At 75.6% G+C, this 13,941-nt stretch carries 15 protein-coding genes; 1 reads left to right on the top strand and 14 read right to left on the bottom strand.

The window, feature by feature from the left end:
* The 3 genes from ACFSHS_RS12615 to ACFSHS_RS12605 form a co-directional block, all read right to left on the bottom strand.
* Entirely contained in the window at window positions 1–759 is a 759-nt protein-coding gene (locus ACFSHS_RS12615; protein ID WP_376876245.1) for an SDR family NAD(P)-dependent oxidoreductase, read from the bottom strand.
* A gap of 71 nt (window positions 760–830) precedes the next feature.
* Complete coding sequence (locus tag ACFSHS_RS12610; protein WP_376876242.1) at window positions 831–1,574, bottom strand: DUF5995 family protein; 744 nt, start codon at window positions 1,572–1,574, stop codon at window positions 831–833.
* A 5-nt stretch (window positions 1,575–1,579) separates the two neighbouring features.
* Window positions 1,580–3,394, bottom strand: coding sequence for a PucR family transcriptional regulator (locus ACFSHS_RS12605; protein WP_376876239.1), 1,815 nt, complete (start codon window positions 3,392–3,394; stop codon window positions 1,580–1,582).
* A gap of 404 nt (window positions 3,395–3,798) precedes the next feature.
* Between ACFSHS_RS12605 and ACFSHS_RS12600 the strand changes: the two genes are divergently transcribed.
* Window positions 3,799–4,803, top strand: a complete 1,005-nt coding sequence (locus tag ACFSHS_RS12600; RefSeq protein ID WP_376876236.1) for an oxamate carbamoyltransferase subunit AllH family protein — start codon at window positions 3,799–3,801, stop codon at window positions 4,801–4,803.
* Between the two features lie 63 nt (window positions 4,804–4,866).
* Here ACFSHS_RS12600 and ACFSHS_RS12595 read toward each other — a convergent pair whose 3' ends face one another.
* The 11 genes from ACFSHS_RS12595 to def all read right to left on the bottom strand — a co-directional run bounded on the left by ACFSHS_RS12595 (window position 4,867) and on the right by def (window position 13,887).
* The gene (locus ACFSHS_RS12595; protein ID WP_376876233.1) at window positions 4,867–5,340 is read right to left on the bottom strand and encodes an SSI family serine proteinase inhibitor; all 474 of its coding nucleotides are present in this window, start codon (window positions 5,338–5,340) and stop codon (window positions 4,867–4,869) included.
* Window positions 5,341–5,351: 11 nt separating this feature from the next.
* Window positions 5,352–6,218 (bottom strand): ATP phosphoribosyltransferase, encoded by an 867-nt coding sequence (gene hisG / locus ACFSHS_RS12590; protein WP_376876229.1) that lies wholly within the window; start codon window positions 6,216–6,218, stop codon window positions 5,352–5,354.
* Between the two features lie 87 nt (window positions 6,219–6,305).
* Window positions 6,306–6,569, bottom strand: coding sequence for a phosphoribosyl-ATP diphosphatase (locus ACFSHS_RS12585; RefSeq protein ID WP_376876226.1), 264 nt, complete (start codon window positions 6,567–6,569; stop codon window positions 6,306–6,308).
* Window positions 6,566–7,090, bottom strand: coding sequence for a 6,7-dimethyl-8-ribityllumazine synthase (ribH, locus tag ACFSHS_RS12580; protein WP_376876223.1), 525 nt, complete (start codon window positions 7,088–7,090; stop codon window positions 6,566–6,568). The genes ACFSHS_RS12585 and ribH overlap by 4 nt, the downstream gene beginning before the upstream one ends.
* On the bottom strand, window positions 7,087–8,418 hold the full coding sequence (locus ACFSHS_RS12575; RefSeq protein WP_376876220.1) for a bifunctional 3,4-dihydroxy-2-butanone-4-phosphate synthase/GTP cyclohydrolase II: 1,332 nt from the start codon (window positions 8,416–8,418) through the stop codon (window positions 7,087–7,089). The genes ribH and ACFSHS_RS12575 overlap by 4 nt, the downstream gene beginning before the upstream one ends.
* Window positions 8,415–9,083: a riboflavin synthase gene (locus ACFSHS_RS12570; protein ID WP_376876217.1), complete on the bottom strand. Its 669-nt coding sequence runs from the start codon at window positions 9,081–9,083 to the stop codon at window positions 8,415–8,417. The genes ACFSHS_RS12575 and ACFSHS_RS12570 overlap by 4 nt, the downstream gene beginning before the upstream one ends.
* A 1-nt stretch (window position 9,084) precedes the next feature.
* Window positions 9,085–10,146, bottom strand: a complete 1,062-nt coding sequence (gene ribD, locus ACFSHS_RS12565) for a bifunctional diaminohydroxyphosphoribosylaminopyrimidine deaminase/5-amino-6-(5-phosphoribosylamino)uracil reductase RibD (RefSeq protein ID WP_376876214.1) — start codon at window positions 10,144–10,146, stop codon at window positions 9,085–9,087.
* Window positions 10,143–10,814 (bottom strand): ribulose-phosphate 3-epimerase, encoded by a 672-nt coding sequence (gene rpe, locus ACFSHS_RS12560; protein ID WP_376876211.1) that lies wholly within the window; start codon window positions 10,812–10,814, stop codon window positions 10,143–10,145. Before rpe ends, ribD begins: the two co-directional genes overlap by 4 nt.
* Before the next feature lie 186 nt (window positions 10,815–11,000).
* The gene (locus tag ACFSHS_RS12555; RefSeq protein WP_376876208.1) at window positions 11,001–12,404 is read right to left on the bottom strand and encodes an RsmB/NOP family class I SAM-dependent RNA methyltransferase; all 1,404 of its coding nucleotides are present in this window, start codon (window positions 12,402–12,404) and stop codon (window positions 11,001–11,003) included.
* Window positions 12,401–13,405 carry a methionyl-tRNA formyltransferase gene (gene fmt, locus ACFSHS_RS12550; protein WP_376876205.1) on the bottom strand — a complete coding sequence of 335 codons (1,005 nt, stop codon included), beginning with the start codon at window positions 13,403–13,405 and terminating at the stop codon, window positions 12,401–12,403. The genes ACFSHS_RS12555 and fmt overlap by 4 nt, the downstream gene beginning before the upstream one ends.
* Window positions 13,342–13,887, bottom strand: coding sequence for a peptide deformylase (def, locus tag ACFSHS_RS12545; protein WP_376876202.1), 546 nt, complete (start codon window positions 13,885–13,887; stop codon window positions 13,342–13,344). The genes fmt and def overlap by 64 nt, the downstream gene beginning before the upstream one ends.
* Between the last annotated feature and the right edge of the window lie 54 nt (window positions 13,888–13,941).

The following is a 13,941-nucleotide window of genomic DNA, read 5'->3' as shown; positions in this document are numbered from 1 at the left end:
TCAGCGCTCCTGGTCGGTGGGGCGCACCAGCACCTCGTTGACCGCCACGTGCGCCGGCTGGGTGACCACGTAGAGGACCGCACGGGCGACGTCCTCGGACTGCAGCTGGCGCATGCCCTCCGCGTGCCGGTAGGCGTCCTTCCGTGCCTCGGGCTGCGTGATGTGGTCGCGCAGCTCCGTCGCGACCGCGCCGGGCTCGACCAGGGAGACCCGCACGCCCCGGCCGGTCACCTCCTGGCGCAGGGACTCGCTGAACGCGTTCACCGCCCACTTGCTGGCGTTGTAGACGCCGGCCCCCTTGCGCGCCGTGCGGCCGGCGACGCTCGACATGTTGACGATGTCGCCCGAGCCCTGCTCCACCATGCCCTCGATGGCCGCATGGGTCATGTACATGACGCCGAGGACGTTGGTGGACAGCATCCGCCGCCAGTCCTCGGGATCGGCGCCCACGATGGTGCCGAGCAGCATCACGCCGGCATTGTTGACCAGCACGTCCAGCCCACCGAGCTCCGCCCGGGTCCGGTCGACGGCGTCGGCGCAGGCCTGCTCGTCGGAGACGTCGAGGTCGAGCTGCAGCACGGCGGCGCCGTCGTCGCGGAGCCGGGCGGCGAGCGCGTCGAGCCGGTCCTTGCGGCGTGCACCGATCGCCACGGCCGCCCCGGCGCGGGCCAGGGCCACGGCCGTTGCCTCGCCGATGCCGGACGACGCGCCGGTGACCAGCGCCACCTTGCCGGAGAGGGGACGGGCAGACTCGGTCACGCGAACCTCCTCGGGAAGCCGCACGGTGCGGCACTCCCCCACCCTGCCACGACCGCGGCCGGGCCGAAGAATCAGCCCACGGTGACGCCGAAGCCGTGGACGGCGAGCCGCACGAGCACCGGGCCGGGTCGCAGGAGGTCGGCCACCCGGTTCGCGCTGGCGGCCTCGAGGTCCGCCAGCCGCGCGGCGTAGGCGGTGGCCCCCTCCGTGCGGGCGCGGTGCAGCGCGGCGGTGTTGAGCCACACCTTGCGCCGGGACTCGCGCAGGAAGACCCGGCTCGCCGTCCGGTTGACCGGGGCCAGCAGCCGGTCGACCGCGGTGCGGCGTCCGCCGGCGCGCTGGAGGGCCACGTCCTCCGCGCCGACGCGCGCGGCCAGCACCTCGTCGATGCGCTCGTGGTCGCGCCGTCTGCGGTCCAGCACGGCCGGGGAGGCGAAGTCCCCGGGGCCGATCATGGCGATCAGCGACTGCGGCAGGTCGTAGTTGATGTGCGCGTTCATCCCCAGCAGCACGTGCGCCTCCGGCCGCAGCCCAGGATCGGCGCCGAAGGCCAGACGCCAGGGCGCGGCCACGGCGGCCGGCGCGCCGCGACGGGTCTCCAGCGCGTCCAGGTACAGGCCGGCGAAGTCGACGTCCCAGGCCGCCACCCACGACGGGTCCTCGAAGCGCCCGGCCGCCAGCGCCTCTCCCACCGCCTCCGTGGTCCGCAGGTAGGTGCCGAGGAAGTAGCGCGCCGGATCACCGTCGTCCTCCAGGCGCCGCAAGAGCCTGCGCATCCGGGCCACGACCGCGGCGACCAGGGGGTGCACCGGCACCGGCCTCAGAGCAGCGCGTCCAGTCCGTCGTCCGCAGGCAGTGACATGCCTGCCTCGACCGGCGGCCGGTGCGGCTGGTCGAGCCCGCGCATCCGCGCCGCGTGCAGGGCGAGCAGCAGGTTGAGCCGCAGCGTCGGGTCGGTGGTGAAGGGCCCGAGGAGGCGCTCCAGCTTCCCGATCCGGTAACGCATGGTGTTGTAGTGGAAGTGCAGCCGGCGCGCGGACTCGGCGACGTTGAGGTTGGTCTCCAGGAGGACGCGCAGGGTGTCGCGCAGGTCGGCGGAGTCGGGGTCCGCCGCGTCGGCCAGCGGCCCGAGCACCTCGTCGACGTACGTGCGCAGCTCGGTGCTGTCGGGGATCAGCGACAGCAGCCGGAACACGCCCAGCTGGTCGAAGTGGGTGACCGAGGAGCCGCCGTGGATCTCCTGGCCCACGCCGAGGGCGCGCTGGGCCTGCCGGTGGGCCTCGGCGAGGGCCGACAGCGAGTTCGCCGGCCGGCCGATCCCGGTGCCGAGCACGCGCCCGACCCGGCGGAGCCGGCCGTTGACCCGGGAGGTGACGGCCGAGACCAGTGCCGAGAGCTCCTCGGGACTCCGGCCGTCCAGCGGCAGCAGGGTCACGATCTCGGTGGCCAGACCGGCCACCGCCGCACCGGCCACCTCGGGCTCCAGGGCGGCCCGCCAGCCGTCGGCGAGCCGGTCCAGGACGTCGAGCGCCCGGGTCGGGTCGGCCGCGGCGTCGGCGACGGTCTCGGTCGCGGTGACCAGCACGGCGACCGGCCCGTCGAGCCGCCAGCCGAAGGACCGGGTGTAGGCCAGCGTCCGCTCGGTGTGGCCGACCGATCCGCCGACCAGCCGCCGGACCAGGTCGCCCTGGAAGCGCAGCTCGACGGAGTGCACGGCCTGCAGCCGGATAACCGAGAGCGCGGCGATGACCGCCGCCCGCTCGAGGACGCCGCCGGCGCCGAGCATCATCGCCCCGGTGCGGTGCACCGCCACGAGCCAGCCGTGCCGCTGGTCCCCGGCCATGATCGGGGCGACGGCGTACTCGCCGATGCCGCCGGGCAGTTCGTGGTGGCCGGGGACGAGGAGGATCCCGTCGGCCGGCGAGAGGTCGGCGTCGGCGAGCACGTCGGCCGGCGTCACGACCGTCTGGTCGGCCCGGACGCCCGAGAGCCGGCGCGAGGGGGTCAGCTCGGCCAGCGCGTCGTCCGCGGCGGCGTCGAGCAGCCACAGCCAGTCGCTGATCTCCGCGACGTCGTCGCGGGGGCCGGCGCTCGTGACCACCTCTCGGTCCGGCCCCAGGCCCAGCACCGCCGTGCCCTCGAGCATCACGGCCAGCCGCTGCGCCACCTCGGCCAGCCCGCCGCCGGTGAGGGCGACCTCCATGAATTCGTCGTCCATCCGCGACGAGAGGGCCAGGGCCTGGCTCTGCTTCGCGACGACGGCGCCGAGCACCTCCGACACCAGCTCGTCCAGCCGGATCCCCGCGGGCAGGGCCAGCACCGGCAGACCCCGGCGGTCGGCCTCGGCGAGCACTTCGCCCGGGATGGGGGCCGGGCCCTCGGTCCGGCGGAACGCCAGGGCCGAGGTCCCCATCGTGTCCAGCCGCTCCACGAGTGCCCGGCAGTTCGCCGGGTCGGCCGGTGGCAGCCGGGCGCCGAGGACGACGAGCACGTCCGGCCCCGCACCGGCGAGGGGGTCGGCCGGGTCGTCGACCACCATGTGCCGCACCACGCGGCCCAGACCCGCCGATCCGGCCGCGAGCTGCGTTCCCGCGAGGCCGGGCAGCCGGAGCGCCTCCTCGACCGTCAGGCCCATCCGCTCCTGCCAGCTGGAGCGGTCGTCGCGCGGGGTCTCCGCCCGCGACTCGGCGACCGCCCAGTTACGGCGGAAAGGGATCGTTCCGTTACGGTGCGTCGACGCCACCAACGAGGCATCACCCTGGGTCACGACACCATTCCCCTCTTGTCGCGGTCCAGGTTGCCACACCGCTCGAGCCTGTCAGGAGTCCCTGGACGCCAGGGTCCATTCTTGGCGGGTTCCGCCATACGAGGGCGTGCGACGCGCCGCTTAGGTTCGAATCCCGGTTCACCCCGCCCCGCTGGATGGTAGGCCGTCGCCGCACCCCGGCGACCACCCACCCTCCGTCCGCGAGGGGGTGTGGAACGGACCGGACGGGGGGTAAGAGGGCGCCTCCCGTCGCCCCTCCCCGAAGGGCCGACATGCGCACGATCGACGAGACCACCGCCTCGGGCAGCCGCCACACGGACGCGTCGCAGCGCGGCCGAGCCGCACGCGCCGGGCTCCCCACGATCCCCCTTCCGCGCGAGTCGGCCCAGGCCACCGCACGCACCGCCCGGCCCGCCCGTGCGGTCCGTGCGGTGCCGGCCGCGGCGAGCACCGGCGTCGCCGAGCTGCTGCGCGGGCCGGTCCGCCCGGCGCGGGTGCTGATGAGCCTGCCGGCCGCCGTGTACGTGCACGTGCCGCACGACCGCGGCGGCGACGTCGTCGCCGTGCTGACCAGCGACGCCGCGCGGCTGCCCCTGGGGTGCGTGCTCTTCCGCCCCAGCAACGGGCGGCCGCTCGTGGCCCTGCCCGCCGGAGCGCCGGCCGAGGTCGGCGGTGGCCGGATCGTCGTCGGCGACCTCGCCGTCAGCGCGGCGGCCTGGTGGAACCCGCGGCCGAAGCTGCCCAGCCTCCGCCCCGCGCTCCTGCCCGAGGGCGTGCGCCAGCTGCGCAACGCCCTCTACGGCGAGGGCGTCCCGCACAGCGCCTTCACCCTGCCCGGCCTCCCCGTGGGTCCCGGCGGACCGCTCGCCGCCCTGCGCGGGGCGGTGCGGCGGGCCGACCTCGACGCCGCGCTGCGCACCGCGACCCGCCTGATCGGTCTCGGCCCCGGCCTGACCCCGGCCGGCGACGACGTCATGGCCGGCACCATCGCCGGGCTGGTCCTGCTCGGCCACCCGTCGGCCGAGCGCTTCGCCGCGGGCGTCTACGCCCTGGCGGCCGGGCGCACGACCGAGCTGTCCCGCGCGCTGCTGCGGCACGCCGCGTGCGGGCGCGTCAGTGCCGAGTACGCGGCCGTCCTGCACGCGCTGGTCGGCGAGCGTCCGCTCGCGCCGGCCGTGGCCGGGCTCCTGTCGACCGGTGCCACCAGCGGCCGGGCGATGGCGCTGGGGTTGTGCACCGCGATCGACCTCGTCGACCGGACCACGCGCCCCCGCTGACGCCCCGCTTTCCGTACCGGAAGCTGGCGCCCCGCTCAGCTTCCGGTACGGAAAGCGTGACCGTCAGCCGACCGGGTCGACCCCGACGGGGATCGGCAGCAGGGGGCCGAGGCCGTCCCACTGGGCGATGAGGCAGCCGTTCGACCGGGCGAGGTCGAGGTCGACGGGCTCGCCGTTCCAGCGGCCGGTCACGTGGGCGGTCTGCGGGCCGCCGAACTGCTCGGTGCACACGACGTCGTCCGGAAGCGGCGCGAACGGGTCCTCGAGGCCGGCCAGGTGGGCACACGCGGCCGTCGCCTCGGGATGCGTCCCCTCGACGACGCCCGCACAGGTGAGCGTCCACTCCTCGGGGGCCGATCCGTCGCCGCGGTCCACCCGGACGAGCAGGTCGTCGTCGGCCTGCGAGATGCCCCCCGCGGCGGGGTCCCCGGACCCGCCCGCCGTCCCGGTGCCGCCCGTGGGTCCGCCGGCACGGTCGGCGCAGGCGGTGAGCACCGCCAGCGACACGAGCAGCGGGAGAACCGGCAGCCGGCGCATGGCCACCTCCGTCACATGCGTGAGGCGTGGATGCTCGTCACCAGGATGGCGCGGGCGCCCAGCTCCCACAGCTCGTCCATGACCCGGTTGGTCTCGGTCCGGGCCACCATCGCGCGGACCGCCGACCAGCCGGGCGTCTGCAGCGGGCTGACCGTGGGCCCCTCGATGCCCGGGGTCACGGCGGTGGCCTGCGGCAGGATCTCGTTCGGGCAGTCGTAGTCGAGCATCACGTACTGCCGGGCCACCAGGACGCCCCGCAGCCGGCGACGCAGCTGGGCGACGGCCGGGATCTCCTCGGCACCGGCCCGGCGGACCAGGATGGCCTCGCTGGCGAGCACGGGGTCGCCGATGATGTGCAGGCCCGCGGCGCGCAGCGTCGTCCCGGTCTCCACCACGTCGCAGACGGCGTCGGCGACCCCGAGCCGGCAGGCCGTCTCGACCGCACCGTCGAGCTTCACCACGGCCGCGGGGATGCCGGCGTCGTCGAGGTAGCGCTGCAGCAGCACGGGATAGGCGGTCGCGATCCGCTTGCCGGCCAGCTGGTCGACCTTCTCGATGCCCGACTCGAGCGGCGTGGCGAACCGGAACGACGAGCGCCCGAAGCCCAGCGGCATCACCTCGACCGCGGCGTGGTCCTCGCCGGTCACCGGCGCGGTCTCCAGCAGCATGTCGCGGCCGGTGATGCCGACGTCGAGCGTGCCGGCGGCCACGTAGACGGCGATGTCCCGCGGTCGCAGGTAGAAGAACTCGGTGTCGTTGTCGGGGTCGTAGACCGCGAGGTCCTTGGTGCTGCGCCGCTGGCGGTACCCGCTCTCGGCGAGCATCTCGGCCGCCGGCTCGCTCAGGACGCCCTTGTTGGGCACGGCGATGCGCAGCACTGGAGGAACTCCTAGGTGACGTGATGGAACGGCCCCGTCCAGAGGCTCACCCCGAGCGTGCGAGGGGTGAGGAGGACGGGGTGTTTTTCAGAGGTGAGCGTAGACGTCGTCCAGCGACAGCCCGCGCGCGAGCATGAGCACCTGCACCCGGTAGAGGAGCTGGCTGATCTCCTCCGCCGTCCGTTCGGCGCTCTCGTGCTCGGCCGCCATCCACGACTCCGCGGCCTCCTCGACCACCTTCTTGCCGGCGGCGTGCACCCCGTCCCGGACGGCCTGCACGGTGCCGGAGGCGGGGTCGGCGGCGGCCACCTTGGCCGACAGCTCGGCGAACAGCCCGTCGAAGGTCTTCACGAGCGACCCTCGCGGACCGGCACCGCGCTGAACCCCGTCGTCCGCTGGGGGGTGCGCAGCTGGCGCAGGGTGAGCGCGGTGGCCAGGGCCGCGATCGCGGCCTCCCAGCCCTTGTCCTCGGCCGAGCCGGGCAGCCCCGCGCGGTCGCGCGCCTGCTCCTCGGTGTCGCAGGTGAGGACGCCGTTGCCCACGGGCTTGCCGGCGTCGAGCGCGACCCGGGTGAGGCCGGCCGTGACGGCGTCGCAGACGTACTCGAAGTGCGGCGTCCCCCCGCGGATGACGACACCCAGCGCGACCACGGCGTCGTGCCGCTCGGTCAAGGCCTGGGCCACCACCGGGAGCTCGACGGCGCCCGGTGCGCGGACCACCGTCGGGTCGGCGATCCCGCTGGCCTTGGCCGCCTCGACCGCCCGGGCCAGCAGCTGATCGGTGATCTCGGCGTGCCAGGTGGTGGCGACGATGCCGAGGGTCAGGCCGGTTGCGTCGACCGGCTCGACGACGGGGGCGCCCGATCCGCTCATGAGGGCTGCTCGTCGACGCCGAGGGGGACGTTCTCCGGGATGGGGTCGGCGTGCGGCGGCACCGTGGGGGTGTCGGCCGGGCCGGCCTCGGTCTCGGGCTCGATGATGTCGAGCAGGTGGCCCATCCGGTCCCGCTTGGTGCGCAGGTAGCTCAGGTTTTCCGCGGTGACGTGGGTGGGCAGCGGCACCCGGCCGAGCACGCGCAGGCCGTAGCCCTCGAGCCCGGCGCGCTTGGCGGGGTTGTTGGTCAGCAACCGCATCGTGTGCACGCCCAGGTCGACGAGGATCTGCGCCCCGGTGCCGTAGTCACGGGCGTCGGCGGGCAGGCCGAGGTCGAGGTTGGCGTCGACGGTGTCCGCGCCGAGGTCCTGCAGCTGGTAGGCCTGCAGCTTGTGCAGGAGGCCGATCCCCCGGCCCTCGTGCCCGCGGATGTAGAGCACGATGCCACGCCCCTCCTGCGCCACGGCGGCCAGCGCCGCCTGCAGCTGCGGACCGCAGTCGCAGCGCAGCGAGCCGAAGACGTCGCCGGTCAGGCACTCGGAGTGCACGCGGACCAGGACGTCCTCGCCGTCGCCGATGTCGCCGTAGACGAACGCGACGTGCTCGCGCTCGTCGTAGGAGCTGCGGTAGCCGACGGCGGTGAAGGTGCCCGGGGTCAGCGGGACGGTGGCCTCGGCGACCCGGTCGACCAGCTTGTCGAAGCGCTTGCGGTAGGCGATGAGGTCGGCGATCGAGATCATCACCAGGTCGTGCTCGTCGGCGAAGACGCGCAGCTCCTCGCCGCGGGCCATGCCGGTCGGGTCCTTCTCGCTCACGATCTCGCAGAGCACGCCGGAGGGGCGCAGGCCGGCCAGGACGGCGAGGTCGACGGCCGCCTCGGTGTGGCCGGGCCGCCGGAGGACGCCGCCGTCCTTGGCGCGCAGCGGCACGATGTGCCCGGGCCGGCTCAGGTCCTGGGCGGTGGTGTCGGCCGCCGCGAGCGTGCGGATGGTCGTCGCGCGATCGGCGGCGGAGATGCCGGTCGTGATGCCCTCACGGGCGTCGACGGTGACGGTGTAGGCGGTGCCGTGCCGGTCCTGGTTGACGCGGAACATCGGCGGCAGGTCGAGACGGTCGGCGTCGGCCTCGGTGACAGCCACGCAGATGTAGCCGGAGGTGTACCTCACCATGAACGCCACCAGCTCGGGGGTGGCGAGCTCGGAGGCGAAGATGAGGTCGCCCTCGTTCTCGCGGTCCTCGTCGTCGATGACGACGACGGGCCGGCCGTCCTTGATGGCGGCGATGGCGGTCTCGATCGTGTCGAGCCGCGCCACGGGGATCTCGGTCATCGCCGTCCTCCCAGCAGACGCTCCACGTACTTGGCGATCACGTCGACCTCCAGGTTGACGGGGTCCCCCGGGGCGCGCGCACCGAGCGTGGTCTCGCGGAGGGTGGTGGGGATGAGGCTGACCTCGAACCAGGGCTCGGGGGCAGGTTGCTCAGCGGTCTGCTCGTCGGGAGTGGGGTCCTCCGGGGAAGGGAGGTCGCTGACGGCGCTCACCGTGAGGGAGACGCCGTCGACGGCGACCGAGCCCTTCTCGACGACGTAGCGGGCGAGGGCTGCGGGCAGCGCGATGCGCACGACCTCCCAGTGCTCGCCGGGGCGGCGGCTCAGCACGCGCCCGACGCCGTCCACGTGCCCCTGCACCAGGTGCCCGCCCAGGCGGGTGTGCGGGGTGACGGCCCGCTCGAGGTTCACCGGCTGCCCTTCGGCGGCGTCCGCCAGGCTGCTGCGCGCCAGCGTCTCGGCCATCACGTCGGTGCTCCAGACGCCGCCGCCGGTGCCGTCGGGCTCCACGCCCGTCACGGTGAGGCAGACGCCGTTCACCGCGATGGAGTCGCCGAGGGCCACGCCGTCGAGAACACGCCGTGCCCGGATCCGGAGCACGGCAGCGTCCGACCGGTCCTCGCGGACAACGACGGTGCCCACCTCCTCGACGATCCCGGTGAACACCTCAGCTCCCTCCGTCCGCGGACTGCCGGCCCCCAGTGTGCCGGGTCGGACGCAGCCGGATCTGCACGTCCCCGCCCAACGGGATGAGATCCGCGATACCGAACCTCAGCGCGTCCGCGATCGTGCGAATTCCCAGGTCCCCCACCAGGGACGGACCCGCGCCCAGCAGGGTCGGCGCCAGGTGCACGACCGCCTCGTCGACCAGGCCGTCCCGGAGGAAGGCCGCGGCGAGGGTCGGACCGCCTTCCAGCAGCACCCGCCGGGCGTCACGGTCGAAGAGCTCGGCGAGCAGCTCGCCGGGGGTGGCCGCGCGGCTGACGTGCGTCGGGGCGGCGTCGTCGAGCACCCGGGCACCCGCCGGGAGCCGGCCGCGGCGGTCGGCGACGACCCGCAGCGGCTGCCGGGCGGCCGGCCGGCCGTCGGCGTCGCGGACGGTCAGCTGCGGATCGTCGGTCACCGCGGTGCCCGAACCGACGACGACCGCGTCGCAGGTGGCCCGCAGCCGGTGCACCGCCGCCCGCGCCTGGTCGCCGGTGATCCAGCGGCTGGTGCCGTCGGCGGCGGCGACCCGGCCGTCCAGGGTGGCGGCGACCTTCCAGACGACGAACGGCCGGTGGGAGCGCACGCCGGTCAGCCAGGCGGCGAGGGCCCCGTCCTCCGCCTCCTCCCGCCCGACGCCGAGCTCCACGTCGACCCCGGCGGCGCGCAGCCGGTCGGCTCCGCCGCCGGCCAGCTCGGTGGGCTCCGGGACGGCGACCACCACGCGGCCGACGCCGGCCGCGACGAGCGCGTCCGCGCAGGGTCCGGTGCGGCCCGTGTGCGCGCACGGCTCCAGGGTGACGACGACGGTGCCGCCGCGCGCCCGCTCCCCGGCCTGGGCCAGCGCGGCGACCTCGGCGTGCGGTCCGCCCGGAGGAGCCGTGGCGCCCTCCCCCACGGGCGTGCCGTCCGGTGCCAGGACGACCGCGCCGACGGCGGGGTTGGGGCTCGTGGTGCCGAGGACGCCCGCGCCGAGTTCGAGGGCCCGGCTCATCGCCCGCAGCTCGGCCGGGGTCGCGGTCACCCGTGCATCGCCGCGGCGGCCTGCTGGCGCAGCGCGGCGATGGCCTTCGCCGGGTCGTCGGCCCCGTACACCGCGGAGCCGGCGACGAACATGTCCACACCGGCCTCGGCGGCCTGCTCGATCGTGTCGGCGTTGATGCCGCCGTCGATCTCGACGATCAGGGTCAGCTCGCCGGCGTCGACCAGCCGGCGGGCCGTCCGGACCTTCGACAGCACGTCGGCGATGAACGACTGGCCACCGAACCCCGGCTCGACGCTCATGACGAGCAGGGTGTCGTAGTCGCGGAGCACGTCGAGGTGGTCCTCGAGCGGCGTGCCCGGCTTGACGGCCAGCCCGGCGAGCGCCCCGGCGGCACGGATGTCCCGGGCGACCGCGCGCGGATCGGTGCAGGCCTCGGCGTGCACGGTGACGTTGCGGGCACCGGCCTCGGCGTACCCGGGCGCCCAGCGCTCCGGGTTCTCGATCATCAGGTGGCAGTCCAGCGGCACGGGGCTGACCCGCTGGATCGCCTGGACGACGGGCAGCCCCAGGGTGAGGTTCGGGACGAAGTGCGCATCCATGACGTCGACGTGCAGCCAGTCGGCGTCGGCGACCCGCTGCGACTCCTCGGCCAGGCGGGCGAAGTCCGCCGACAGCAGGCTCGGCGCGATCATCGGTTCCCGGGACACGTCCGCCGAGTCTAGGTCCGGCGGAATCGGCGCCGGACCGGCGGGAAGGCGCGATCGCGTCGTGGCTCCCGCCGGATCCGCCACCGACGACATGATCCCGACGCGGCGGTGGTGGCCGGTCAGGCCGCGGAGGCAATCCTCAGCGCGGATGGATCATGGTGGCGGGCGGCCTAGTGCCCCGATGGGTCACCGGGTCCGCCGCAGGAGCGCCATGAACATGGCGTCGGTGCCGTGCCGGTGCGGCCAAAGCTGCCCGTGGTCGCCGCGCGCGATCCCCGGGACCTCCGGGAACAGGCGCGCGACGGGCAGCACCTCGACGTCGTCGCGCTCGGCTGCGGCGTCCGCCACCGCCACCGTCTCGGCCGCGTGCGGCGAGCAGGTGACGTAGGCGACCACGCCTCCCACCCGCACGGACGCCAGGGCGCTGGTCAGCAGGCCGGTCTGCAGCTCGACCAGCGGCGGCACGTCGTCGGGGGTGCGGCGCCAGCGCACCTCGGGACGGCGCCGCAGCGCGCCCAGGCCCGTGCAGGGCGCGTCGAGGAGCACCCGGTCGAACGAGCCCGGCTGCCACGGGGGACGCCGTCCGTCGGCGGCGAGCACCTCGACGTCGGCCTCGCCGGCCAGCGCCGAGCGCACGAGCTCGGCGCGGTGGCGTGCCCGGTCGACGGCGGTCAGCCGCACGCCTCCGGGCCGCACGGCGGCCAGCAGCCCCGCCTTGCCTCCGGGGCCGGCGCACATGTCCAGCCACGCCTCGTCCCGGCCCTGCAGTGGCGCCCGGGCCAGCAGCAGCCCGGCGAGCTGGCTGCCCTCGTCCTGGACGGCGGCGGCGCCGGAGCGGACCGACGGCAACCGGCCGGGGTCCCCGCCGTGCAGCCGGACCGCGTACGGCGACCACGGCCCGGGCTCGCCCCCGGACTCCTCGGCCAGCGCGTCCCGGGGCATGCGACGCGCCACCAGGTGCACCTCGGGCGCGGCGTCGTCGGCGAGCAGGGCCTGCTCGAGCTCCGCGGGGTCGGTGGAGCTCCCCCCGAGGGCGTCGCGCCAGGCGTCCACGATCCAGCGGGGATGGTTCGTCGCGAGCGCCAGCCGCTCGTCGCCGTCCCCGCCGAGCGTGGCCAGCCACTGCGACCGGTCACCGCCGGCCGCCACCTTGCGGAGCACCGCGTTGACCAGACCGGAGGCGCCCGTGCCGACGACGGCCCGGGTGAGGTCGACGGTGGTGTCGACCGCGGCGTGCGAGGGCACCCGCAGGTCGATCAGCTGGTAGGCGCCCAGCCGCAGCAGGTCGAGGACCCGCGGGTCGAGCTCGGCCAGCGGCCGGGACACCAGCCGGGCGAGGATGGCGTCCAGCGTTCCCTGCGCGCGCAGCGTGCCGTAGGCCAGCTGGGTGGCGAAGGCCGCGTCGCGCTCGTCGAGGTCGCGCTCGCGGAGCAACTGGGGCAGCAGCAGGTTGGCGTACGCCTCACGGGAGGAGACGCCGTCCAGCACGTCGTAGGCCGTGAGCCGGGCTCCGTCGAGCACCGGCCGGCGGGTGGCCGGGTGCCGCCGCCGTCCCTGCTTCGGGCCGGGTCGCCGGGGGGGCCGGGTCATGCGCCGAACCGCTCGCCGGGCTGCGGGCGGGCGCCGCGGGCCCAGTCCGCGGCCGGGACCATGCGCTTGCCGGCCGGCTGCACCTGACCGAGGCGGACGGCGCCGCGGCCGGTGCCGGCCAGCACGCCACCGGTGCCGGCCGCGATCTCGCCGGGCGCGAGGTCCGGGGCCGCGACACCCGGGTCGTGGGTGACCGGTTCGACGGGGCCGAGGCGCAGCCGTTCCCCGCGCCAGGTCGTCCAGGCACCCGGCGCGGGCGTCACCCCGCGCACGCGCCGGTCCACCACGTGGGCGGGCAGGTCCCAGTTCACCCGGGCGTCGGCGGGCTCGATCCGCGGCGCGAGGCTGATCCCCTCGGCCGGCTGCGGCTCGGGGACCAGCGTGCCCGCGGCGATCCCGTCGAGGGTGGCCACCAGCAGGGCGGCCCCGCTGACCGCCAGCCGGCCGAGCAGGTCGCCCGCGGTGTCCCGGGGGCCGATGGGCTCGGTCACGGTGCCGAAGACCGGCCCCGTGTCCAGGCCCGCCTCCAGGCGGAAGGTGGAGGCGCCGGTCAGCTCGTCGCCGGCCATGATCGCGTGCTGCACCGGGGCGGCGCCGCGCCAGGCGGGCAGCAGCGAGAAGTGCAGGTTGACCCACCCGTGCAGCGGCACGTCGAGGGCCGCCTGCGGCACGAGGGCCCCGTACGCGACGACGGGGGCGCAGTCGACGGCCAGGCCGGCGAGCTGCTCCAGGAACTCGGGCTCGCGGGGTGAGCGCGGCTGGAGGACCGGCAGGCCGGCGGCGTCCGCGCGCTCGGCCACCGGGGAGCGGCTGACCGTGCGGCCACGGCCGGACCGGGCGTCGGGCCGGGTCAGGACGGCGACGACCTCGTGGCCGGAGGCCAGCAGCGCCTCGAGCGAGGGGACGGCGGGCGCCGGGGTGCCGGCGAACAGCAGCCTCAGTGGGGGCTCACCTTCACGACGGGGGCGGGCGCGGGCAGGTAGGCGGCCATGCCGGCCCACTCGGCCTCCCGGAGCGCGCTCATCGCGGCCGCCCGGGCCTCCGCGTCGAGCCGGTCGACGAACAGGACGCCGTCGAGGTGGTCGGTCTCGTGCTGGATGGCTCGGGCCAGCAGCTGCGAGCCTTCCACCGTCACCGGGTCGCCGTGCATGTTCCAGCCGCTGGCGACGACGTGGAGGTGGCGCCGGCAGTCCCACCGGTAGCCCGGGATGGACAGGCAGCCCTCCGGGCCCTCCTCGGTCTCCTCGCCCACCGGCGTCACGTCCGGGTTGACCAGGTGCCCCACCTCGCCGTCGACGTACCACGTGAAGACGCGCAGACCCACGCCGATCTGCGGCGCCGCCAGCCCGGCGCCCCCGGCCGCGAACATGGTCTCGGTCAGGTCGCCGACGAGCTGCCGCAGCTCCTCGTCGAAGTCGACGACGGGGGCGGCCGGCGTCCGGAGGACCGGGTCGCCGAAGAGCCGGATCGGGGTGACGCTCACCGGACGATCGTAGGAGAAGGACCTCCCGGCCCCGGCGCCGCTGGCAGGCTCGCG

The organism is Blastococcus deserti (assembly GCF_042682525.1).
Classification (GTDB): domain Bacteria; phylum Actinomycetota; class Actinomycetes; order Mycobacteriales; family Geodermatophilaceae; genus Blastococcus_B; species Blastococcus_B deserti.
This window is presented reverse-complemented; position numbering and strand designations above follow the sequence as displayed.